The organism is Kitasatospora sp. SolWspMP-SS2h (genome assembly GCF_003259315.1).
Classification (GTDB): Bacteria; Actinomycetota; Actinomycetes; order Streptomycetales; family Streptomycetaceae; genus Kitasatospora; species Kitasatospora fiedleri.
Window position 1 is genome coordinate 258,512 of sequence record NZ_QLLT01000002.1, and the last position, 21,491, is coordinate 280,002.

Annotated in this window: 24 protein-coding genes; 20 read left to right on the forward strand and 4 right to left on the reverse strand. The window is 73.4% G+C overall.

The genetic code is table 11. The features are described 5' to 3' along the window. Positions 1–91 precede the first annotated feature (91 nt). The gene (locus K353_RS03360; protein ID WP_146616387.1) at positions 92–673 is read left to right on the forward strand and encodes a hypothetical protein; all 582 of its coding nucleotides are present in this window, start codon (positions 92–94) and stop codon (positions 671–673) included. A gap of 43 nt (positions 674–716) precedes the next feature. Here K353_RS03360 and K353_RS03365 read toward each other — a convergent pair whose 3' ends face one another. Beyond that, positions 717–1,004, reverse strand: coding sequence for a ferredoxin (locus tag K353_RS03365; protein WP_111552042.1), 288 nt, complete (start codon positions 1,002–1,004; stop codon positions 717–719). Between the two features lie 227 nt (positions 1,005–1,231). Between K353_RS03365 and arc the strand changes: the two genes are divergently transcribed. The 16 genes from arc (at position 1,232) to K353_RS03440 (ending at position 15,908) form a co-directional block, all read left to right on the forward strand. After that, positions 1,232–2,998: a proteasome ATPase gene (arc, locus tag K353_RS03370; RefSeq protein ID WP_111552043.1), complete on the forward strand. Its 1,767-nt coding sequence runs from the start codon at positions 1,232–1,234 to the stop codon at positions 2,996–2,998. Between the two features lie 115 nt (positions 2,999–3,113). Continuing rightward, entirely contained in the window at positions 3,114–4,625 is a 1,512-nt protein-coding gene (gene dop, locus K353_RS03375; RefSeq protein WP_111552044.1) for a depupylase/deamidase Dop, read from the forward strand. A gap of 97 nt (positions 4,626–4,722) precedes the next feature. After that, the gene (locus K353_RS03380; RefSeq protein ID WP_111552045.1) at positions 4,723–4,941 is read left to right on the forward strand and encodes a ubiquitin-like protein Pup; all 219 of its coding nucleotides are present in this window, start codon (positions 4,723–4,725) and stop codon (positions 4,939–4,941) included. A gap of 190 nt (positions 4,942–5,131) precedes the next feature. Continuing rightward, the gene (prcB, locus tag K353_RS03385) at positions 5,132–5,977 is read left to right on the forward strand and encodes a proteasome subunit beta (protein ID WP_111552046.1); all 846 of its coding nucleotides are present in this window, start codon (positions 5,132–5,134) and stop codon (positions 5,975–5,977) included. A gap of 32 nt (positions 5,978–6,009) precedes the next feature. Further along, positions 6,010–6,780: a proteasome subunit alpha gene (gene prcA / locus K353_RS03390; protein ID WP_111552047.1), complete on the forward strand. Its 771-nt coding sequence runs from the start codon at positions 6,010–6,012 to the stop codon at positions 6,778–6,780. A 96-nt stretch (positions 6,781–6,876) separates the two neighbouring features. Further along, positions 6,877–8,238: a Pup--protein ligase gene (pafA, locus tag K353_RS03395; protein ID WP_111552048.1), complete on the forward strand. Its 1,362-nt coding sequence runs from the start codon at positions 6,877–6,879 to the stop codon at positions 8,236–8,238. Positions 8,239–8,316: 78 nt separating this feature from the next. After that, positions 8,317–9,312 (forward strand): FKBP-type peptidyl-prolyl cis-trans isomerase, encoded by a 996-nt coding sequence (locus tag K353_RS03400; protein ID WP_111552049.1) that lies wholly within the window; start codon positions 8,317–8,319, stop codon positions 9,310–9,312. A 113-nt stretch (positions 9,313–9,425) separates the two neighbouring features. Continuing rightward, positions 9,426–10,706: an FKBP-type peptidyl-prolyl cis-trans isomerase gene (locus K353_RS03405; RefSeq protein ID WP_111552050.1), complete on the forward strand. Its 1,281-nt coding sequence runs from the start codon at positions 9,426–9,428 to the stop codon at positions 10,704–10,706. A 59-nt stretch (positions 10,707–10,765) separates the two neighbouring features. Then, positions 10,766–11,137 carry an FKBP-type peptidyl-prolyl cis-trans isomerase gene (locus K353_RS03410; RefSeq protein WP_030913967.1) on the forward strand — a complete coding sequence of 124 codons (372 nt, stop codon included), beginning with the start codon at positions 10,766–10,768 and terminating at the stop codon, positions 11,135–11,137. Between the two features lie 117 nt (positions 11,138–11,254). Further along, positions 11,255–12,232, forward strand: a complete 978-nt coding sequence (locus K353_RS03415; protein ID WP_111552051.1) for a YafY family protein — start codon at positions 11,255–11,257, stop codon at positions 12,230–12,232. Between the two features lie 26 nt (positions 12,233–12,258). Next, positions 12,259–13,194, forward strand: a complete 936-nt coding sequence (locus K353_RS03420) for a YafY family protein (RefSeq protein WP_199527978.1) — start codon at positions 12,259–12,261, stop codon at positions 13,192–13,194. Beyond that, positions 13,191–13,421: a zinc ribbon domain-containing protein gene (locus K353_RS03425; RefSeq protein ID WP_100839298.1), complete on the forward strand. Its 231-nt coding sequence runs from the start codon at positions 13,191–13,193 to the stop codon at positions 13,419–13,421. Before K353_RS03420 ends, K353_RS03425 begins: the two co-directional genes overlap by 4 nt. A gap of 12 nt (positions 13,422–13,433) precedes the next feature. Beyond that, positions 13,434–13,589 (forward strand): hypothetical protein, encoded by a 156-nt coding sequence (locus K353_RS34175; protein WP_158585321.1) that lies wholly within the window; start codon positions 13,434–13,436, stop codon positions 13,587–13,589. A gap of 131 nt (positions 13,590–13,720) precedes the next feature. After that, a complete protein-coding gene (locus K353_RS03430; protein ID WP_111552052.1) occupies positions 13,721–13,984 on the forward strand; it encodes a twin-arginine translocase TatA/TatE family subunit in 264 nt (87 codons plus the stop codon). A 102-nt stretch (positions 13,985–14,086) separates the two neighbouring features. Next, positions 14,087–14,980 carry a twin-arginine translocase subunit TatC gene (gene tatC, locus K353_RS03435; RefSeq protein WP_111552053.1) on the forward strand — a complete coding sequence of 298 codons (894 nt, stop codon included), beginning with the start codon at positions 14,087–14,089 and terminating at the stop codon, positions 14,978–14,980. A gap of 214 nt (positions 14,981–15,194) precedes the next feature. Continuing rightward, entirely contained in the window at positions 15,195–15,908 is a 714-nt protein-coding gene (locus K353_RS03440; protein ID WP_111552054.1) for a GntR family transcriptional regulator, read from the forward strand. 7 nt (positions 15,909–15,915) lie between these two features. On the opposite strand, the gene K353_RS03445 is transcribed toward K353_RS03440, so the two are convergent. Next, a complete protein-coding gene (locus K353_RS03445; RefSeq protein WP_111552055.1) occupies positions 15,916–16,596 on the reverse strand; it encodes a flavin reductase family protein in 681 nt (226 codons plus the stop codon). A 65-nt stretch (positions 16,597–16,661) separates the two neighbouring features. On the opposite strand from K353_RS03445, the gene K353_RS03450 reads away from it, so the two are divergent. After that, complete coding sequence (locus K353_RS03450) at positions 16,662–17,357, forward strand: helix-turn-helix transcriptional regulator (RefSeq protein WP_111552056.1); 696 nt, start codon at positions 16,662–16,664, stop codon at positions 17,355–17,357. A 74-nt stretch (positions 17,358–17,431) separates the two neighbouring features. On the opposite strand, the gene K353_RS03455 is transcribed toward K353_RS03450, so the two are convergent. Then, positions 17,432–18,148, reverse strand: a complete 717-nt coding sequence (locus tag K353_RS03455) for an ABC transporter ATP-binding protein (RefSeq protein ID WP_370447550.1) — start codon at positions 18,146–18,148, stop codon at positions 17,432–17,434. A gap of 35 nt (positions 18,149–18,183) precedes the next feature. After that, entirely contained in the window at positions 18,184–19,236 is a 1,053-nt protein-coding gene (locus K353_RS03465) for an FtsX-like permease family protein (RefSeq protein ID WP_111552057.1), read from the reverse strand. Positions 19,237–19,441: 205 nt separating this feature from the next. Here K353_RS03465 and K353_RS03470 point away from each other — a divergent pair, with 205 nt between their 5' ends. Then, complete coding sequence (locus K353_RS03470) at positions 19,442–20,749, forward strand: sensor histidine kinase (RefSeq protein ID WP_111552058.1); 1,308 nt, start codon at positions 19,442–19,444, stop codon at positions 20,747–20,749. Beyond that, positions 20,746–21,390, forward strand: a complete 645-nt coding sequence (locus K353_RS03475; RefSeq protein WP_111552059.1) for a response regulator transcription factor — start codon at positions 20,746–20,748, stop codon at positions 21,388–21,390. Before K353_RS03470 ends, K353_RS03475 begins: the two co-directional genes overlap by 4 nt. Positions 21,391–21,491: the final 101 nt, after the last annotated feature.

Here is a 21,491-nt window from a genome sequence, read left to right on the forward strand (position 1 = left end):
CCCCGGCCCGCCCGGACGCCCCCGCGCCCCGGCCGGGCGACGGCCCGCGCCGGTGTGCGAGGATGCGCGCACCGGAAAGGGGAGTCTCGTGGTGACGGAGCGTCGGATACCCGGGCACGCGCGCTCGGGGTTGAAGCACTGGGTGCTGGTCGCGGCGGGGTGCGCGGCCGTGGTGGGCGGGGCGCTGGGGGCGACCTCGGCGACCGGGGCCGTGACGGCCGGTCAACCGGCCGCGGAACCGGCGGCCGACTCGACGGCGGGCACGGCGGGGTCGGCGGCCCCGACCGAGGCGGACCTGTCGAAGGTGCGCTTCCCCCTCGACTGCGGGCCCTTCCCGGTCGCGGTGAGCCTGCGGACGGCCGCGGTGCTGGGCGGCGCCCCGGTGACCGTCGCCGCCGCGCACTGCCAGGCCGACATGGGCACTCCGCCGGACGGGGTGTTCCTGGTCGGACCGGACGGCCCGCCCGCCGTGCTGCTGCCCGACACCGAGGGCCTGACCGTCACCGAGCTGGCGATCCGCAGTGACGGCTCGATCCGCGGCAGGGCCCGCGGCTACTCCTCGCCGGACGTGCCGCGCTTCGCGCCCGACCTGGAGGTCGAGCTGACCTGGAAGCGGGCCGGCGGCGGGGCGTGGACGAAGACCGAGACCGCCACGCCGGTCCGCGGCAGCTGAGGACCGGTCAGCCCGGCCGCCCGGGCCGGCCCGGTCCGCCGGGTCAGTCCGCGTCCGGCCCGTAGACCTCGACGCCGTCCGCCGCGCGGCGGACGTGGATGCAGTCGCCCGGGCAGTCCTTGGCCGAGTCCACCACGTCCTGAAGGAGCGTCAGCGGCACGGGCACCGTCTCGCCCGGCTGCTGGCGCAGTTCGTCGTCCGCGCCCTTCACGTAGGCCAGCCCGTCGATGTCGAGCTCGAAGACCTCGGGCGCGTACTGCGCGCAGATGCCGTCGCCGGTGCACAGATCCTGGTCGATCCAGACTTCGAGTGCCTCGCCAGTCCCCGCCATTGCCCCTGCCGTTTCTGCTCTGGTCGCCCCGCATTCGGGGACATTCCTGTCACGATACATCCGCGCTGCTTTGAACCGTTGAGCGGTGGGCATCTCCTCTACCAGAGGGGAAGCGAGCGGGGCGGACATCGGACACGCCCGATCCATCTTTCTGATCTAGGGGTTTACATGACCCTGGTGCCAGGTAGGTTTGGGTCGTCCAGCTCCCCCAGGAGGAGGTGAGGACCGTGGCAGCCCACGATGACGACTACGACCGCAGCGCCGGCAGGCCCGCACGGGGGTCCGACGAGGCCGCACAGGTCTCGTACCTCGAGCAGGAGATCGCCGTCCTGCGGCGCAGGCTCGCCGATTCTCCGCGCAGCTCAAGAGTTCTTGAGGAGCGGATCGTCGAGCTCCAGAACAGCTTGGCCGGCGTGACCGCCCAGAACGAGCGGCTCGTCGCCACCCTGCGCGAGGCCCGCGACCAGATCGTGGCTCTCAAGGAGGAGGTCGACCGGCTCGCACAGCCGCCGGCCGGGTTCGGCACCTTCCTCGAGAAGAACGAGGACGGCACCGCCGACATCTTCACCGGTGGCCGCAAGCTCCGGGTCAACGTCAGCCCCGGCGTCGAGCTGGACGAGCTGCGCCGCGGCCAGGAGGTGATGCTCAACGAGGCGCTGAACGTCGTCGAGGCGATGGCGTTCGAGCGGATCGGCGAGATCGTCACGCTCAAGGAGGTGCTGGAGGGCGGCGACCGCGCGCTGGTCGTCGGCCACACCGACGAGGAGCGGGTGGTCCGGCTCGCCGAGCCGCTGCACGGCGTCACGATCAGGGCGGGCGACGCCCTGCTGCTGGAGCCGCGCTCCGGCTACGTGTACGAGGTGGTGCCGAAGTCCGAGGTCGAGGAGCTGGTCCTCGAGGAGGTCCCGGACATCGACTACCGGCAGATCGGCGGCCTCGCCGGCCAGATCGAGCAGATCAGGGACGCGGTCGAGCTGCCCTACCTGCACGCCGACCTGTTCAAGGAGTACGAGCTCCGGCCGCCCAAGGGCGTCCTGCTCTACGGCCCGCCCGGCTGCGGCAAGACGCTGATCGCCAAGGCGGTGGCCAACTCACTGGCCAAGAAGGTCGCCGAGGTGACCGGCCGGCCGCAGGGCAAGAGCTACTTCCTGAACATCAAGGGCCCCGAGCTGCTCAACAAGTACGTCGGCGAGACCGAGCGGCAGATCCGCCTGGTCTTCCAGCGGGCCCGGGAGAAGGCCAGCGAGGGCACACCCGTCATCGTCTTCTTCGACGAGATGGAGTCGCTCTTCCGCACCCGCGGCTCCGGCGTCAGCTCGGACGTGGAGAACACCATCGTCCCGCAGCTGCTGGCGGAGATCGACGGCGTGGAGGGCCTGGAGAACGTCATCGTCATCGGCGCCTCCAACCGCGAGGACATGATCGACCCGGCGATCCTGCGGCCCGGCCGCCTGGACGTCAAGATCAAGATCGAGCGGCCGGACGCCGAGGCGGCCAAGGACATCTTCTCCAAGTACCTGCGGGACACCCTCCCCTTCCACCCGGACGACCTCAAGGAGCACGACGGCTCGGTGTCGGTCACCGTCGCCGCCATGATCCAGTCGGTGGTCGAGCGGATGTACTCGGAGACCGAGGAGAACCGCTTCCTGGAGGTCACCTACGCCAACGGTGACAAGGAAGTGCTGTTCTTCAAGGACTTCAACTCCGGCGCGATGATCCAGAACATCGTCGACCGGGCGAAGAAGATGGCCATCAAGGACTACCTCGACCACGGCCAGCGCGGTCTGCGCGTCTCCCACCTGCTCGCCGCCTGCGTGGACGAGTTCAAGGAGAACGAGGACCTGCCGAACACCACCAACCCGGACGACTGGGCCCGCATCTCCGGCAAGAAGGGCGAGCGGATCGTCTTCATCCGCACCCTCGTCACCGGTAAGCAGGGCGCCGAGTCCGGCCGCTCCATCGACACCGTCGCCAACACCGGGCAGTACCTGTAGCACGCGCACCACCCCGTCCGGCTGCGGCGCTCGGCAGGGCTCCGCGGCCGGACGGTGCGTCTGCACCGGCACCGCCCAGCAGTACCCAGCAGGACCCACAGGTCAGGAGGGCCGCATGACCGTACGGCGCGTGATGGGGATCGAGACCGAGTACGGCATCTCCGTGCCCGGCCACCCCAACGCCAACGCCATGCTCACCTCGTCCCAGATCGTCAACGCGTACGCGGCGGCGATGCACCGGGCGCGCCGCGCCCGCTGGGACTTCGAGGAGGAGAATCCGCTGCGCGACGCCCGGGGCTTCGACCTGGCCCGGGAGGTGGCCGACTCCAGCCAGCTCACCGACGAGGACATCGGCCTGGCCAACGTCATCCTCACCAACGGCGCCCGGTTCTACGTCGACCACGCCCACCCCGAGTACTCCTCGCCCGAGGTCACCAACCCGCTCGACGCGGTGCTCTGGGACAAGGCGGGCGAGCGGATCATGGCGGAGGCCGCCGAGCGCGCCCTGGAGCTGCCCAACGGGCAGCGGATCCTGCTCTACAAGAACAACACCGACAACAAGGGCGCCTCCTACGGCACCCACGAGAACTACCTGATGCAGCGGGCCACCCCGTTCGCCGACATCGTCCGCCACTTGACCCCGTTCTTCGTCTCCCGCCAGGTGGTGTGCGGGGCCGGCCGGGTCGGCATCGGGCAGGAGGGCGGCGGGCACGGCTTCCAGATCAGCCAGCGCGCCGACTACTTCGAGGTCGAGGTCGGCCTGGAGACCACCCTCAAGCGCCCGATCATCAACACCCGCGACGAACCGCACGCCGACGCCGAGAAGTACCGCCGGCTGCACGTCATCATCGGCGACGCCAACCTCTCCGAGGTCTCCACCTACCTCAAGCTCGGCACCACCGCGCTGGTCCTGTCGATGATCGAGGACGGCTTCATCGCCGTCGACCTCGCCGTCGACCAGCCGGTGCGCACCCTGCACCGGGTCTCCCACGACCCGGAACTCAAGCAGCTGGTCCAGCTGCGCAGCGGCCGCAAGCTGACCGCCGTGCAGCTCCAGATGGAGTACTGCGAGCTCGCCCGCAAGTACGTCGAGGACCGCTACGGGCAGGACGCCGACGACCAGACCGTGGACGTGCTGGCCCGCTGGGAGGACGTGCTGGGCCGCCTGGAGCGGGACCCGATGAGCCTGTCCCGGCAGCTCGACTGGATCGCCAAGAAGGAGATCCTGGAGGGCTACCGGCAGCGCGACGCCCTGGAGTGGGACAGCCCCCGGCTCCAGCTGGTCGACCTCCAGTACAGCGACGTGCGGCCCGACAAGGGCCTCTACAACCGGCTGGAGGCGCGCGGCCGGTTCGACCGGCTGTTTGACGAGGACGAGGTCCGCCGAGCCGTCACCCAGCCCCCCGAGGACACCCGGGCCTACTTCCGCGGCCGCTGCCTGGAGCAGTACGCCGACCACGTGGCCGCCGCCTCCTGGGACTCCGTCATCTTCGACCTGCCCGGCCACGACAGCCTCCAGCGCGTCCCGACCATGGAGCCGCTGCGCGGCACCCGGGAGCACGTCAAGGAGCTGCTCGACCGGTGCCGCACCGCCGAGGACCTGGTGCGCGTCCTCTCCGGCGGGTAACTTTTCGATCACCGAGGGTGAACGTTTCCCGGACGGGGAATCATTCCGGTGAGCAGCCAGCGTTGAACGAGAACACCGAACGAGCGGGGTGAGGAAAATGGCGGAGAAGGACACCGGCGGCGGTCAGCAGCGGGCCAACCGCTCCTCCGAGGAGGTCGAGGAGCAGGCCGCGGAAACGCAGGGCTCCGACGAGCTCAAGGAGCGCCAGGAAAAGCTCAGCGACGACGTCGACTCGGTACTCGACGAAATCGACGAGGTACTGGAATCCAACGCCGAGGATTTCGTGCGCGGATTCGTCCAGAAGGGCGGCGAGTGAGAGGGGGAAACCCCTCCGTCCACCGAAAAGAGCAGCACGAGCGCCGCAGGTGTGCCCTGAGCGCGCCTGCGGCCTCGTGCTGCCGGAAGCTCCTCGGAGCACCTCCCCCGGAGAGCGTGGAACCGGCCCCGGAAGCGGGTAGGGTCCGGGGCACCAAGCAACTTTCGATCTTCGATCCGGAAGGACACGTGTGGAAGCCAACCTCAGTGGCACCGGGCGTCTGCCGGCCGCCTTCCTCACCCCCGGCTCCTCCTCGTTCCTGGACTTCCTCGACAGCCACGCGCCCCAGCTGCTCCCCGGGCGGCGCGCCCTCCCCGAGGGAATGGCCGTCGAGGCGCCGCACGGCACCACCATCGTCGCCGCGGTCTTCGACGGCGGCGTGGTGCTGGCCGGCGACCGCCGCGCCACGATGGGCAACGTCATCGCCCAGCGGGACATCGAGAAGGTCTTCCCGGCGGACGAGTACAGCGCCGTGGGCATCGCCGGCACGGCCGGCCTGGCGGTCGAGATGGTCCGGCTGTTCCAGCTGGAGCTGGAGCACTACGAGAAGATCGAGGGCGCCGTGCTCTCGTTCGAGGGCAAGGCCAACCGGCTCACCACGATGATCCGCTCCAACCTGGCGATGGCCATGCAGGGCCTCGCGGTCGTCCCGGTCTTCGCCGGCTACGACCTCGACCTCGGCCGGGGCCGGATCTTCACCTACGACGTCACCGGCGGCCGCTCCGAGGAGCGGGCCGGCTTCGCCGCCACCGGCTCCGGCTCGGTCTTCGCCCGCGGCTCGATGAAGAAGCTCTACCGGGACGGCCTGACCGGCGACGAGGCCGCCACCCTCGCCGTCCAGGCGCTGTACGACGCCGCCGACGACGACTCCGCGACCGGCGGGCCCGACCTGGCCCGCCGGATCTTCCCGATCGTCACGCTGATCACCGAGGACGGCTTCCGCCGGCTCACCGAGGCGGAGGTCTCCGCGATCGCGGTCTCGATCACCGACCGGCGCCGCGAGCAGCCCAACGGCCCGCAGGCCCCGCTCCTCTGAGTCCGCCTCAACCACCCGAAGGGAGACCGGCGGTGTCCACGCCGTTCTACGTCTCGCCCCAGCAGGCCATGGCGGACCGCGCGGAGTACGCCCGCAAGGGCATCGCCCGCGGCCGCAGCGTGGTCGTGCTCACCTACGCCGACGGCATCGTCTTCGTCGCGGAGAACACCTCACGGGCCCTGCACAAGGTCTCCGAGATCTACGACAAGATCGCCTTCGCCGCGGTCGGCCGCTACAACGAGTTCGAGAACCTCCGGATCGGCGGTGTCCGCTACGCCGACCTGCGCGGCTACTCCTACGACCGGGCCGACGTCACCGCCCGCGGCCTGGCCAACGTCTACGCCCAGACCCTGGGCACCATCTTCTCCTCGGTCGGGGAGAAGCCCTACGAGGTCGAGCTGATCGTCGCCGAGGTGGGCCGCACCCCCGCCGACGACCAGATCTACCGGCTCACCCCCGACGGCTCGGTGGTGGACGAGAAGAACGCCGTGGTGGTCGGCGGCAACGCCGACTCCATCGGCAACTACCTCGGCCAGCGCCACCGGGCCGGACTCACCCTCGCCGAGGCGCTCAAGCTGGCGGTCGACGGCCTGGCCCGCGACCCCAACGGCGGCAGCCCCCGCGCCATGACGCCGGAGCAGCTGGAGGTCGCCGTCCTGGACCGCCAGCGCTTCCAGCAGCGGAAGTTCAAGCGCATCCTGGGCGGCCAGCTGGCCCGGCTGCTCAGCGGCGACGAGTCGGCCGCCGACGAGGACGCCGACGCCGCCGACGGCGCGGGCGACGCGAGCACCGACACCGAATGACCGCCCGGGCGGCCCGCCGCGCAGCGCGGGCCGCCCGCCGGTCCACCGACCGCCACCGAGGGGTTCCACCGAGCTTCGAACAGAGAAGAGTCGCACATGGACCGCCGAATTTTCGGGCTGGAGAACGAGTACGGAGTCACCTGCACCTTCCGGGGCCAGCGCCGGCTGTCGCCGGACGAGGTGGCCCGCTACCTCTTCCGCCGGGTCGTCTCCTGGGGCCGCAGCAGCAACGTCTTCCTGAAGAACGGCGCCCGGCTCTACCTCGACGTCGGCTCCCACCCCGAGTACGCGACCCCCGAGTGCGACGACGTCACCGAGCTGGTCACCCACGACAAGTCCGGCGAGCGGATCCTCGAGGGCCTGCTGGTGGACGCCGAGCGGCGGCTGCACGAGGAGGGCATCGCCGGCGACGTCTACCTGTTCAAGAACAACACCGACTCGGCCGGTAACTCCTACGGCTGCCACGAGAACTACCTGGTGGCCCGGCACGGCGAGTTCTCCCGGCTGGCCGACGTGCTGATCCCGTTCCTGGTCACCCGGCAGCTGATCTGCGGCGCCGGCAAGGTGCTGCAGACCCCGCGCGGCGCGGTCTACTGCGTCAGCCAGCGCGCCGAGCACATCTGGGAGGGCGTCAGCTCCGCCACCACCCGCTCCCGCCCGATCATCAACACCCGCGACGAGCCGCACGCCGACGCCGAGCGCTACCGGCGGCTGCACGTCATCGTCGGCGACTCCAACATGTCGGAGACCACCACGCTGCTCAAGGTCGGCGCCACCGACCTGGTGCTGCGGCTGATCGAGGCCGGCGTGGTGATGCGCGACCTGACGCTGGAGAACCCGATCCGGGCGATCCGCGAGGTCAGCCACGACCTGACCGGCACCCACCAGGTCCGCCTCGCCAACGGCCGGGAGGCCTCCGCCCTGGAGATCCAGGAGGAGTACTACACCAAGGCGCTGGAGTTCGCCGACCGCAAGGGCCTCAACGAGGGCACCGTGGCCCGCGTCCTGGACCTGTGGGGCCGCACCCTGGAGGCGGTGCGCGGCGAGGACCTGGCCAAGGTCGGCACCGAGATCGACTGGATCATGAAGTACCAGCTGATCGAGAAGTACCGGGCCAAGCACCAGATGACCATGTCCAACCCGCGGGTCGCCCAGATCGACCTCGCCTACCACGACATCCACCGCCGCCGCGGCCTGTTCTACCTGCTGCAGAAGAACGGCCAGGCCGAGCGGGTCACCACCGACCTGCTGACCTTCCAGGGCAAGTCGGTGCCCCCGCAGACCACCCGGGCCCGGCTGCGCGGCGACTTCATCCGGCGCGCCCAGGAGCAGCGCCGCGACTTCACCGTCGACTGGGTGCACCTCAAGCTGAACGACCAGGCGCAGCGCACCGTGCTGTGCAAGGACCCGTTCCGCTCGGTGGACGAGCGGGTGGAGAAGCTGATCGCCGGGATGTGATCCGCCGGCCCGGTCCGGTCCGCCGGGGGCGCGCCGCGCCTCCGACGGACCGGACGAATCGGGTCATAGGCTGACGTCATGCGTCGAACCGCCTACCTGCTCACCGTTCCCCTGACCGTCGCGTTGCTCGCCGGGTGCAGCAGCTCGGGCGGTTCCGGGAAGTCCACCGCGACGACGCCGGCGGCCTCCTCGGCCTCCGCCGCCGAGGTACCGAGCCCGGTGGCGTCCGCCTCGCCGATGCCCACCGTCTCGGGGGACTTCGGCTCGAAGGCGACCATCACGCTGCCCGCCGAGCCGCCGTCCGGGCAGTTCGTGGTGAGCACCGTGAGCGAGGGCTCCGGGGCGGTGGTCAACAAGAACGACTGGGTGACCGTCAACTACACCGTCAAGGACTGGACCAGCGGCAAGGACCTGTCCAGCTCCTACGACTCCGGCGCCAAGCCGCAGCTGTACCAGCCGGGCAGCGGGCAGCTGGTGCCCGCCTTCGACCAGAGCGTGGTGGGGAAGAAGGCCGGCAGCCGGGTGCTGGTGGTGGCCCCGCCGGCCGCCGGGTTCGGCAGCCAGGGCTCCAGCGCGCTGGGCGTCGGCAAGGACGACACCGTGGTGTTCGTGCTGGACGTGGTGAGCGCGCTGCCGCAGGACACCACCGTCCCCGGGGACCTCACCCAGCCGCCCGCGAACGCCCCGCAGGTGAAGGACAACGGCAAGGCCGCCCCGACCATCACCGTCCCGGCCGGGCAGCAGCCGCCCGCCGACCTCCAGCAGTACGTGCTGGTCCAGGGCACCGGCCCGCAGGTGCAGAGCGGGCAGACGCTGGTGGTCCAGTACACCGGCGTGACCTGGACGGACGGCAAGCAGTTCGACTCCTCGTGGAACCACGGCGGCGCGCAGGCCCTCCAGGTCGGCACCGGCAGCCTGATCAAGGGCTGGGACCAGGGGCTGGTCGGCAAGAACGTCGGCAGCCGGGTGCTGCTGGTGGTCCCGCCGTCGCTGGGCTACGGCGACCAGGCCAGCGGCTCGATCCCGGCGAACTCCACCCTGGTGTTCGTGATCGACATCCTGCAAGCCGTCTGAGAACCGCCTGACAGCCGGGCGAGGGCCGGGCCGACCCGCTCTCATGCCGACCTGACATACTGCTGCCCCGCACCAGTGGTACACGCGTCGTCGGGCGAGTCGAATGGGGAGTCATGTCTGAGAAAGCGTCGAGCCCGGGCGAGGCCGACACCAACGGGAACAAGCCCTCGGTGGACCGCGAGTCGATCGTCGTCCCCGCCGAGATGCTGACCCAGGCGGGGTGGGCGCCGCCCACCGCCCCGGTGGCCCCCGGGGAGAAGGCCGAGGAGGCCCCGAAGGTCTTCGCGTCCAACCAGCGCAAGGTGCCGCTCTCCGAAGCGGGCTACGACGAGGACCCGGGCGGGGTGGGCCGGCTCGGCGTGATCCTGGGCTCGGTGCTGGCCGTGCTGCTGGTCGCGTCCGGCGTGACGATGTACTACGTCAACAAGGACGACGGCAAGCCCTCCGCGCAGGCGGACTCGGCCGCCGCCAGCCCCGCCCCCTCGGACACCCCGACCCAGGAGCCGGTGCCGCCGATCAAGGACAGCGCCAAGGTGCTGCCGACCGTCGCCGGCGACTTCGGCTCCAAGGCGGCCATCACGCTGCCCAAGGACGCCCCGGACGGGACGTTCGTGGTCAAGGAGCTCTCCGCGGGCAACGGCCCGAAGGTGGAGAAGGGCAACTGGGTCACCGTCGACTACACGGCGATGGACTGGCAGACCGGCAAGGACATCCCCGGCTCGTACGGGGAGCAGAACGGCAAGCCTCAGCTGTATCAGGCCGGCGGCGGGTCGCTGATCCCGGCGCTGGACAACGCCGTCGAGGGCCACAAGGCCGGCAGCCGCCTGCTGGTGGTCGCCCCGCCCGGGGCCGCGTTCGGCGCGCAGGGCAACAGCCAGCTGGGCATCGGGGCCGCCGACAGCCTGGTCTTCGTGCTGGACGTCCGGCAGGCCACCGCGCCGGGCGCGGTGCTCTCCGGTGACGTGACCCCGCCGCCCGCGGACTTCCCGCAGGTCAAGGACAACGGCACCAAGCCCGCCGACATCACCCCGCCCAAGGGCGTCGCCGACCCGACCGACCTGAAGAGCCACGTGCTGATCCAGGGCAAGGGCCGCAAGATCGAGTCCGGCGAGAAGGTGCTAGTCCAGTACACCGGCGCGCTGTACAAGGACGGCAAGAAGTTCGACTCCTCGCTCGACCGCGGACAGGCGTTCACCTTCACCACCGGCGCCGGCAGCGTCATCGAGGGCTGGGACAAGGGCATCGTCGGCCAGAACATCGGCAGCCGGGTCGAGCTGGTCATCCCCGCCTCGCTGGGCTACAAGGACCAGGCCAGCGAGAGCATCCCGGCCAACTCCACCCTGGTGTTCGTGGTCGACATCCTGGACGCCGGTGTCGGCGGCGGCGACAGCTGACGGCCCGTCGGTGCGCCTAGGATGAGTCCCGTTCACGCAACCGAACGAGAAGAGCAATCGTGAGCCTGACCAAGCCGGAGATCGACTTCCCGGGCGGCGACGCCCCGACCGAGCTCCAGATCCGCGACATCGTGGTCGGCGACGGCGCCGAGGCCAAGGCCGGCGCGGTCGTCGAGGTCCACTACGTCGGTGTCACCTTCGCCTCCGGCGAGGAGTTCGACGCCTCCTGGAACCGCGGCCAGACCTTCCGCTTCCCGCTGGGCGGCGGCCGGGTCATCAAGGGCTGGGACCAGGGCGTCGAGGGCATGCGGGTCGGCGGCCGGCGCGAGCTGGTCATCCCGCCGCACCTGGCGTACGGGAACCAGTCCCCGAGCCCGCTCATCCCGGCCGGCTCCACCCTGATCTTCGTGGTGGACCTGCTGGGCGTCTGACCTCGGACGCACCACCGAACCCCCGGTTCCGCCAGGAGCCGGGGGTTCGGCTTTCTCTGGACGTGCTCGTACCGGTACGGTCAGGCGGGTCACCCCCGATCGGAGGAAGGGTCACCGATGGCGATCGCCAAGGCAGAGCGGCTGATGAACCTCGCCCTGTGCCTGATGAACACCCGCCGTCCGCTCTCCAAGAAAGAGCTGCGCGAGTCCGTCGAGGCGTACCGGGAGGCCTGGCAACAGGGCTCCGAGGACGCCTTCAACCGGATGTTCGAGCGCGACAAGGACGACCTGCGCGAACTCGGCCTGATCATCGACGTGGACGAGAACGCGCTCGACGGCGAGATCGGCTACCTCGCCCGCCGCGACCGCAACCGGCTCCCCGAGATCGCGCTGGACGCCGAGGAGGCCGCCGCGCTGGCACTGGCCGCCCGGGTCTGGCAGCAGGCCAAGATGTCCGGCGCCGCCAGCGGCGCCCTGCAGAAGCTGCGCGCGGCCGGCGTCCCGTTCGCCGAGGACCGCGAGCACGGCGCGCTGGAGCCGCGCATCCCCGGCCGGGAGGCCGCGTTCGAGCCGCTGCTCACCGCCGCCCGCGACCGCCGCCCGGTCACCTTCGACTACCGCAAGGCCGGCGCCGCCACCGCCGAGCCGCGCTCGGTGGAGCCCTGGGCGCTGGAGTGCTGGCGCGGCCACTGGTACCTGGCCGGCTACGACCGCGACCGCGGCTCGGCCCGGGTCTTCCGGCTCTCCCGGATCACCGGCAAGGTCCGCTCCCGGGCCGGCGCGTTCACCGGCGAGGTGCCCGAGCACGTGGACGTCCGGGCCGTGGTGGCCCGGTTCGCCGGCGAGGGCGCCACCGCGGTGGCCCGGGTCAGGGTGCGCTCCGGTGCCGCCTACCCGCTGCGCCAGCGCGCCCTGGGGACCCGGCCGGCCGGTGCCGGTTGGGACGAGCTGGACGTCCCGTACGGCAACGGCCTGGGCGCCGACCTGGCCGAGTACGGTCCCGACGTCATCGTGATCGGCCCGGAGGACCTGCGGGCCGACGTCATCGACCGGCTGCGCGCCGTCGCCGGTCTCGCGGAGGTTGTTTCCCAGTGAGTAACGCGATCGACCAGACGCGCCGGATGCTGTCGCTGGTCACCTACCTGCGCGAGCGGCCCGGGGCCGAGGTCGCCGAGGTGGCACGGGCGTTCGGGATCACCGAGCGGGAGCTGATCGGCGACCTGAACGTGCTGCCGATGTGCGGCACCTCCTTCCGCGGCGGCGACCTGCTCGACATCGACACCGACGGCGAGCGGATCTGGTGGCACAACGTGGACGACGTCGCCCAGCCGCTGCGGCTGGCCGCCGACGAGGCCACCGCGCTGCTGGTCGCCGCCCGGGCCGTCGCCGGGCTGCCCGGCCTGCGCGAGCGGGACCGGCAGGCGCTCACCCGGGCGGTCGCCAAGATCGAGGACGCGGCGGGCGAGAACGCCGAGTCCGCGGCCCGGGTCGGCGTCACCTTCGAGGCCGAGGGCACCGTCTTCGCCGACATCGACCGCGCCCTCAGCGAGGGCCGGCTGATCTGGCTGCGCTACTGGTCGCACGGCCGCGGCGAGCTGACCGAGCGCGAGGTCGACCCGATCCGGCTGGTCACCGAGGGCCACACCTACCTGGAGGGCTGGTGCCGCACCTCCGAGGACCGGCGCACCTTCCGGCTCGACCGGATCGCCGAGATCAAGGTGCTCGACGAGCCCGCCAACCCGCCCCGGCTCCAGCCCCGCGACCTGTCCGCCGGGCTGGTCGCCCCCACCGCCGAGGACCCGCAGGTGGTGGTCGAGGTCGGCCCCGGCGGCCGCTGGGTCGCCGAGTACTACACCCACGACAGCGCCGAGGAACTCCCCGACGGCGGCCTGCGGATCACCCTGCGCTCCGCCGAGCCGTCCGGCCTGCGCCCGCTCGCCTTGCGGCTGGGCCGGGACGGCCGGATCACCGCCCCCGCCCAGCTCGCCGAACAGGCCCGCACCGCCGCGCTGGCCGCGCTGGAGCACTACCGGGACGGACGGGTCGGAACCACGTGACCGACGGCACCAGATTCAAGGTGTACTGCTCGCAGTGCCGGGAGAAGGTCGAGCTCCCGGCCCGCGAGTTCCGGCTGGCGCTCGGCGCCAGCAAGGAGCGCACCTTCTACAGCTTCACCTGCCCGGCCTGCGGAGCGGTCGTCCGCAAGATCGCCGGGGAGAAGATCGTCGCCGCGCTCACCGAGGCCGGCGTGCGCACCATGCGGCTGCTGCCGGTGGACGGATAGGGAGGACCGCACGTGAACTGGACCCTGGTCGGAGCCGTCCTGCTGTCCACGGCCGGACTGCTGGTGCTCGGCGCGCTCGCACTGCGGCTGTGGCTGGACGTGCGGGCGCTGGCCCGCGAGGTGGACGGCGCGGTCGGCGCGCTGCAGCGGGCCGCCGCGGGCGACTGACCACGGCCGGACGGCCGGTGACCGGTACCCGATCGTTGGGTACCGGGTTCCCGCGCGGACACCCCGAGCGGCTACCATCGCCCGCAGAGAGGGGGCCCTGCCTCCCGGACGAGGAAGGCGGTGCACTGCGGATGCGACTCCTTTCACCCGGCTCGCTGCTGCTGGTCACGGCGCTCGCGGTGCTGCTGTTCGGCGGCAAGCGGCTGCCGGACGCGGCGCGGGCGCTGGGCCGCTCGCTGCGGATCCTCAAGAGCGAGGGCAGGGCACTGCGCCGGGAGTTCGACTCCGGCCGACAGGTGCCCGCCGCCCCCGCCCCGGCCCCGCGGCCCGCCGCCGAACCGGAACGGGTGGTCAAGGCCGCCCCGGGCGGTCCCCGCCCCGACCGGGCCGCCTGAACGCCCGCGTCGGGCCCCGCACCACACCGACTACGACGAGCGCACGATTCGAGGACCGGGTTGAGCAAGACGAGCAAAGCGGCCAAGGACCCTGAGGGGCGGATGGCGCTCGCCGACCATCTCCGCGAACTGCGCAACCGGCTGGTCAAGTCGCTGCTGGCGATCATCCTCTTCACGATCGTCGCGGTGTTCTACCACAAGGCGCTGCTGGACTTCCTGATCGAGCCGCTGCCCGCGTGCAACCCGGACGGCACCCTGCCGGCCGGCCTGAAGCACTGCGCGGAGATCTCCAACATCGGCCTGACCACCCCGTTCACGGTCATGCTGAAGGTCAGCCTCACGGCCGGTGCGGTGGCCGCCACCCCGGTCTGGCTGTACCAGCTGTGGAAATTCGTGGCGCCCGGCCTGCACCAGCACGAGAAGCGCTACTCGGTGGCGTTCCTGGTGATCGGCACCCCGCTGTTCCTGGCCGGCGCGGTGCTCGCGTACGTGGTGATGCCGCTGACCGCGGAGATGCTGATCAGCTTCGCCGGCGACGGCGTCAAGTCGATCGTGCCGGTGGAGACCTACCTGGACCTGATCACCCGCATGGTGCTGGTGTTCGGCGCGGGCTTCGAACTGCCGCTGTTCCTGGTGATGCTCAACCTGGTCGGGGTGCTCACCGGCCGGCGGCTGCTCGGCTGGTGGCGCGCGATGGTCATGGGCATCACGGTGTTCGCGGCCTTCGCCACCCCGTCCACCGACCCGGTCTCGATGCTGGCGCTGGCCGCGCCGATCTGGGCGCTGTACTTCCTGGCCGTCGGGTTCGCGCTGCTCAACGACAAGCGCAAGGCCGCCCGCAACCCCGACGCCGGGCTGAGCGACGAGGAGGCCTCCCGGGTCGACCTGACGGTCGAGGGCGTGGCGGACGCCGAGTCGGTCGGCGGGGTCGAGGCGGTCGAGGCGCCCGCGCCGGTCCCGGCCTCGCGCCGCGACCAGATCGACGACATCACCTGACCGGGCGCGCGGGCGGCGAGCCCCGCGCGGCGGTGAACGGCCCCGGACCTGTCGGTTCGGGGCCGTTCGGCGTTCCGGGCGCGGCGGCGGCCGACTCGCACGGGCCGGACGCCCGACGGGTGGACCGGGCGGTCGCGCTGCGCGAGGCCGACCGTCCGTTCTCCGCAACGTGACATTGTACAATGAGGGCCTGTTGAACCTCCGGAGGAACACCATGGCCGACCTCAAGCCCCGCAACCTCATCTCCGTCCAGGAGCGGCTGCGCGACCAGGTCGCCCACGCCCTGCGCGCGGCACTCATCTCCGGTGAGCTGCGCCCCGGGGTGGTCTACTCCGCCCCGACCCTGGCCGCCGACTTCGGGGTCTCCGCCACCCCCGTCCGCGAGGCGATGCTCGACCTGGCCCGGGAGGGGCTGGTCGAGGCGGTCCGCAACAAGGGCTTCCGGGTCACCGAGCTCTCCGACCGGGACCTCGACGAGTACACCGAGATCCGCGCCCTGATCGAGGTCCCCACCGTCGGCCGGGTCGCCCGGACCGCCACCGCCGAACAGCTGGAGGCGCTGCGCCCGCAGGCCGTGGCGATCGTCGAGGCCGCCCGCGAGCACGACCTGATCGGCTACCTGGAGGCCGACCGCCGGTTCCACCTCGACCTGCTCGCGCTGGCCGGCAACGCCCGCCTGGTCGAGACCGTGGGCGACCTGCGCAAGCGCTCCCGGCTGTACGGCCTCAACCGGCTCGACCGGCAGGGCGAGCTGGTCAGCTCCGCCGAGGAGCACCTGGAACTGCTGGACGTGCTGCTGACCGGCGACGCGGACGCCGCCGAGGCGTGCATGACCCGGCACCTCGGCCACGTCCGCCACCTGCGGGCGGCCGGCGGCCGGACCGAGCCGGCCGAGCCGGAGAGCGCGCTGCGGCTGCCCGCCCGCTGACGGACCGTCAGGTCGTCGGGGTGCGCGGGGTGCGGCTGCGGGCGGAGTGGCCCAGTTCCGGGCCCAGCCCGAAGTAGTGCCGGAAGTTGTACACCAGCGGGCTCCACGCGGCGGGATCCACGTAGTCGGTGCCGGGCACCATGACCGCCTCCGTCGCGTGCGTCCGCCGGACCCGCGCCTCCACCAGCCGGAACTCCCCGGTGGCGTCCGGCCGCAGGTCCACCACCTCGGCCTCCAGGTGCAGCGGGCACTCGGCGACCCGCGGCGCGGCGACGGTCTGCCCGGGCAGCGCGGTCAGGCCCGCGCGGGCGAACTTGTCCCGGACGAACACCGGGCCGCCCGGCGTCTCCGGTGTCCCGGCTCCGTCCGGCCCGGCCGGTGCGTCCGGTCCGCCGGGGGCGTCCGGGCGTCCCGTGGTGCCGCCGAGCCGCTCCACCCGCCGCCACAGCTCCGGCCCCGGCACGTTCACCACCAGCTCCGGGCGGGCCGCCAGGTTGCGCGCCGTCCAGCCGTTGCGGCCGAGGCCCAGCACCACCGTGTGGTGCAGCGCCCAGACCGAGGAGATCGGCGCGAGGTTCGCCGAACCGTCCGGGTTGACGCTGCTCAGCAGCACCACCGGGGTGCCGAAGTACAGGACGTGCGGCTCGATGACGCGGTGGGACGGGGCCGGGGGAAGGTCGTTTCGCATGCCGCCGACCGTAGGACCCGGACGCTTCGGCCCGCGCCGAAGCGTCCGCCCGGCAGGATGGACGGATGGACACCCCGACCGGCACCCGCTCCCTCGCCGCGACGGCGGCCCTGCTCGCCGACCCGACCAGGGCCGCGTTCTGCCTCGCCCTGCTGGACGGCCGGGCCTGGACGGCCGGCGAACTCGCCCGCCGCGCCGGGGTCGCGGCCCCCACCGCCACCGGCCACCTCAACCGGCTGGTCGGCGCCGGACTGCTCGCCGAGGAGCGCCAGGGCCGCCACCGCTACCTGCGGCTGGCCGGCCCGGCCGCCGCCGAACTGGTCGAGGCACTCGCCCAGTTCGGCGACCGGGACGCCCCCGCCCCGCCCGCCCGCTCGCTGCGCACCGCCCGGCAACAGGGCGAACTCGCCCGCGCCCGCACCTGCTACGACCACCTCGCGGGGGCGCTCGGCGTCGCCGTCACCGACGCGATGACCGCCCGCGGCCTGCTCGACGACCGCAACGGGCTCTCCCTCACCGCCGCCGGGGCCGACTGGCTCGCCGCGACCGGCATCACCGTCCGCCCCGGCCGCCGCCCCGCCGTCCGGCCCTGCCTGGACTTCACCGAACGCCGCCCGCACCTGGCGGGCGCCGTCGGCGCGGCGCTCTGCCGGCACGCGGTGGACGCCGGCTGGGTGCTGCGGCGCCCGGACAGCCGGGCGCTGCGGGTCACGGCGGGCGGGCGGACGGCGCTGCGCGGGCTGCTGGGGGTGGAGTGCTGACCGGGCGGCGCTCCGGGTGGTTGCCCGGACGGCGCTCCGGGTGGTTCCCCGGCGGCCGGGGCGGGACCGGGTGCTCAGCCGGTCAGGCGGCCGTCGTGCAGCTCAAGGACCCGGTCGGCCCGGCCCAGCAGGTCGCGGTCGTGGGTGACCATCACGGTGGCGGTGCGGTGGGCGCGGGTCACCTCCGCGAGCAGGTCGACCACCCGGGCGCCGCGTTCGTGGTCCAGCGCCGAGGTCGGCTCGTCCACCAGCAGCACCGAGGGGCTGCCGAACAGCGCGCGGGCGATGTTCACCCGCTGGCGCTCGCCGCCCGACAGCTGGTGCGGGCGGCGGCGCTGCTTGCCGCCCGCCAGGCCGACCGACTCCAGCAGCTCCTCCGCCCGGCGGCGGGCCCGCTCCGGACGGCGACCGCGCACCGACTCCAGGACCAGCAACTGCTCGACGGCGGTCAGCGAGGCCAGCAGGTTGGACTGCTGGAAGACGATGCCCAGCCGCTCGCGGCGCAGCGCGGCGCGGGCGCGCTCGCCCAGCGCGCCCGCGTCCACGCCGTCCACCAGCACCCGGCCGCGGTCCGGGCGCAGCAGCGTCGCGGCGACCGCCAGCAGGCTGGACTTGCCGGAGCCGGAGGGCCCCGCGACGGCGGTGAACTCGCCCGGGGCGACGGCCAGTTCGACGTCGTCCAGGGCGGTCAGCCGACCCTCGCCGTCCGGGTAGCCGAGCGTCACGCCGTGCAGCGCGAGGCCGGTGCGGGCGGCGGCGGCGGGGGTGGCGGGGGTGGCGGGGACGGTCACGGGGGGCTCCTGCGGGACGGGGGCGGGACGGGGGGTCATCGGTGGGCGCCCAGCGCGGCCAGCGGGTCGACGGCGGTGATCCGGCGCACCGCGAGGGCCGCGCCCAGCAGGCCCAGCAGCACCATCGCGCCGACCGGGACGGCGACCGTCCACACGCCCGCGTCGAACGGCACCGCCGGGGAGGCGAACGCCCCGCCGGTCGCGCCCAGCGCCCCGCCGAGCAGCGCGCCCGCCAGCAGGACGGCCGCCGCCTGGGCCAGTGCGTCGCGCACCAGGTAGCCGCTGGAGGCGCCGACGGCCTTGAGCACCGCGATGTCCGGGCGGCGCTGCACCGTCCACACCGTGAAGAACGCGCCGACCACCAGGGCGCTCACCGCGAACAGGAAGCCCTGGATCAGCCGCAGGCTGTCCTGTTCGGCCGCGTACCCGTCGATCCCGGACAGCGCGTCGCCCAGCGGGACGGCCAGCAGGTCGGCGGGCAGGCCGTGCGGGGTGCCGCGCACCGCCAGCGCCGTGGGCTGCTGCCGGCCGGAGACCTGCTGCCAGGTCTCCGGGGTGGTCCACACGCTCGGCGCGTGCGACAGGGAGCGCTGCGCGGTGACCGCCGAGACGGTCAACTGCCGCGCGCCCACGGTGACCTCGCTGCCCGGGGCCAGGTGGTGGGCGGCGGCGGTGTCGGCGCCGACCGCGACTTCACCGTCCGCCGGGGCGGTGCCCGCGACCAGGGGCGGCAGCAGCGCCGGATCGGTGCCCAGCACGCTCACCGCGGCCGCCCCGCCGTCCGCCGTCAGCCGGCTCATCGCCACGCCCAGCGGGTGCACCGCGCCCGCCCCCGCCGCCGCCACCGCGTCCCGCTGGGCCGGCGAGACCGTGCTGGCCGCGAACGACGCCTCCGCCGGGGCGCCCGCCGGGGCGCCGAACACCACGCCGTCCGCCGGGAGTCCGGCGATTGCGGAGGACGCCGCCGAGGCCAGGCCGCCGGTCAGGCCGTACAGGAACACCACCAGGGTGGTGATCAGGGTGACCACCGCGCCCATCAGGGCGAACCGCCCACGGGCGAAACGGATGTCACGCAGAGCGACGAACACGGGAGACCTTCCGGAGGGACGGCGGAGCGGGGCGTTCTGGCCGCGCTCCGGGAGCGGGCCGCTCCAGACTGCTCCGCGGCGGCCCCGCGGCCATCGGGGAGACGGACGGAGCTGCCACCCGCCGAGGGGTGCACCCGGAAATCCATCGAACGGTTGATGCCGGGGCGCGGTCCGGGGCCGCCACCGCCCCGTACCCTCGGAAGGCGTGCCCCGTACCGAACCGCCCCCGCCGCCGTCCCCGTCGCCGGCCGGGCCGCACGCCGCGCCGGCCGGCCCGACGCCCGCGCTGCGGCTGGCCAACCTCGCCGTGCACGGCCTGTTCCTCGCCCTGCTCGCCGTGCTGCTGGCCCGGGCCGCCGCCGACGGCGCGCTCGGCGCGGGCGGCTGGGCCACCGCCGGCACGCTGGCGGCGCTGTACGCGGCGGGCGGTGCGGTGCGGCCGGTCCGCGCCTCGCGCGCCCTGGGCGGCGCCTGGCTGCTGGCCGTCGCCCTGCTGTGGATCGGACTGACCCTGCGGCACCCCGAGTTCAGCTACCTCGCCTTCCCGCTGTACTTCGGCTGCCTGCACGTGCTGCCGCCGCGCCTCGCCCTGCCCGCCGTGGCCGCGCTCACCGCCGCCGTCCTCGCCGCCCAGGCCACCACCCCCGGCGGGCTCACCACCGCCAAGGTGCTCGGCCCGCTGGCCGGCGCCGCCGTCGCGCTGCTCACCGCGTACGGCTACGCCGCCCTCTACCGGGAGAGCCGGGCCCGCCAGCGGCTGATCGAGGACCTGGTCCGCACCCGCGACGAACTCGCCGCCAGCCAGCGCGAGGCCGGCCGCCTCGCCGAACGCCAGCGGCTGGCCCGGGAGATCCACGACACCCTGGCCCAGGGCCTGGCCGGCATCGTGCTGCTGGCCCGCGAGGCCCGGGGCGCCGCCGACCTCCCGGCCGCCGCCCCGCTGCTCGACGAGATCGGACGCACCGCCTCCGCCAACCTGGCCGAGGCCCGCCGCTTCGTCCACGCCCTCACCCCGCCCGCGCTCGACGGCACCACCCTCCCCGACGCGCTGCGCCGCCTCGCCGACGGCGCCGGAGCCGCCTTCCACCGCGACGGCGACCCGTACCCGCTGCCGGTCGAGGCCCAGGTCGCCCTGCTGCGCCTCACCCAGGAGGCCCTGGCCAACGCCGTCCGGCACGCCGCCGCCGCGCACGTCGCCGTCACCCTCGGCTACCTCGACGACGCCGTCACCCTCGACGTCTACGACGACGGCACCGGCTTCGACCCCGCCACCGCGCCCGCCCCCGACTCCTTCGGCCTGCACGGCATGCACGAGCGGATCGCCGCCCTCGGCGGCACCCTCACCGTCGAGTCCGCCCCCGGCGAGGGCACCGCCGTCGCCGCGGCGCTCCCGCTGCGCGCCGTCGACCAGCCCGCGGCGCCCCCGCCCGGCCCCGGCGGGCCCGGCGGCCCCGCCGCCGAACGCCCGCTGGACACGGCCCGGCAGTTCCTGCCCGCGGGGGTGCGGCGGTGATCCGGGTACTGGTGGTGGACGACCACCCGGTGGTCCGGCGCGGACTGCGCGCCGTGGTCGAGGACCTGCCGGAGGCCACCGCCGTGGGCGAGGCCGCGGACGGCGCCGCCGCGCTCGCCCTGCTCGCCGAACTGCCCGCCGGGCAGCGCCCCGACGTCGTCCTGATGGACCTCCAGATGGGCTCCGGCATGCACGGCGTCGAGGCCACCCGCCGGATCACCGCGCTGCCCGACCCGCCCGCCGTCCTGGTCCTCACCACCTACTCCACCGACGCCGACATCCTCGCCGCCGTCGAGGCCGGGGCCACCGGCTACCTGCTCAAGGACGCCCCGCCCGAGGACCTGGCCGCCGCCATCCGGGCCACCGCCCGGGGCGAGACCGTCCTCGCTCCGCCCGTCGCCGCCCGGCTGCTCGGCCGCGTCCGGGCCGGCCGGCCCTCGCTCTCCCCGCGCGAGACGGAGATCCTCCGGCTCCTCGCCGAGGGCCTGCCGAACCGGCGGATCTCCCGGCGCCTCTTCATCAGCGAAGCCACCGTCAAGACCCACCTGGTGCACATCTACGACAAACTCGGCGTCGACTCCCGCACCTCCGCCGTCGCGGCCGGCCTCGCGGCCGGGCTGATCCGCGCCGCGGAACGCTGAGCGGGCGCCGATCCGGACACCGATCCCCACGCCGATCCGGCCGGGGACCTTTGCGGAGACCCGGGCGGGGACCCGACCGGAGCGGGCCGGGAATGTCGGGT

Excerpts from the sequence above, each read along its gene's own strand:
- K353_RS03365 (WP_111552042.1), bottom strand. The coding sequence starts at position 1,004 with ATGGCGGGGACTGGCGAGGCACTCGAAGTCTGGATCGACCAGGATCTG.
- dop (WP_111552044.1), top strand. The coding sequence starts at position 3,114 with ATGACCGTACGGCGCGTGATGGGGATCGAGACCGAGTACGGCATCTCC.
- K353_RS03380 (WP_111552045.1), top strand. The coding sequence starts at position 4,723 with ATGGCGGAGAAGGACACCGGCGGCGGTCAGCAGCGGGCCAACCGCTCC.
- pafA (WP_111552048.1), top strand. The coding sequence starts at position 6,877 with ATGGACCGCCGAATTTTCGGGCTGGAGAACGAGTACGGAGTCACCTGC.
- K353_RS03400 (WP_111552049.1), top strand. The coding sequence starts at position 8,317 with ATGCGTCGAACCGCCTACCTGCTCACCGTTCCCCTGACCGTCGCGTTG.
- K353_RS03405 (WP_111552050.1), top strand. The coding sequence starts at position 9,426 with ATGTCTGAGAAAGCGTCGAGCCCGGGCGAGGCCGACACCAACGGGAAC.
- K353_RS03415 (WP_111552051.1), top strand. The coding sequence starts at position 11,255 with ATGGCGATCGCCAAGGCAGAGCGGCTGATGAACCTCGCCCTGTGCCTG.
- K353_RS03420 (WP_199527978.1), top strand. The coding sequence starts at position 12,259 with ATGCTGTCGCTGGTCACCTACCTGCGCGAGCGGCCCGGGGCCGAGGTC.
- K353_RS03430 (WP_111552052.1), top strand. The coding sequence starts at position 13,721 with ATGCGACTCCTTTCACCCGGCTCGCTGCTGCTGGTCACGGCGCTCGCG.
- tatC (WP_111552053.1), top strand. The coding sequence starts at position 14,087 with ATGGCGCTCGCCGACCATCTCCGCGAACTGCGCAACCGGCTGGTCAAG.
- K353_RS03440 (WP_111552054.1), top strand. The coding sequence starts at position 15,195 with ATGGCCGACCTCAAGCCCCGCAACCTCATCTCCGTCCAGGAGCGGCTG.
- K353_RS03445 (WP_111552055.1), bottom strand. The coding sequence starts at position 16,596 with ATGCGAAACGACCTTCCCCCGGCCCCGTCCCACCGCGTCATCGAGCCG.
- K353_RS03450 (WP_111552056.1), top strand. The coding sequence starts at position 16,662 with ATGGACACCCCGACCGGCACCCGCTCCCTCGCCGCGACGGCGGCCCTG.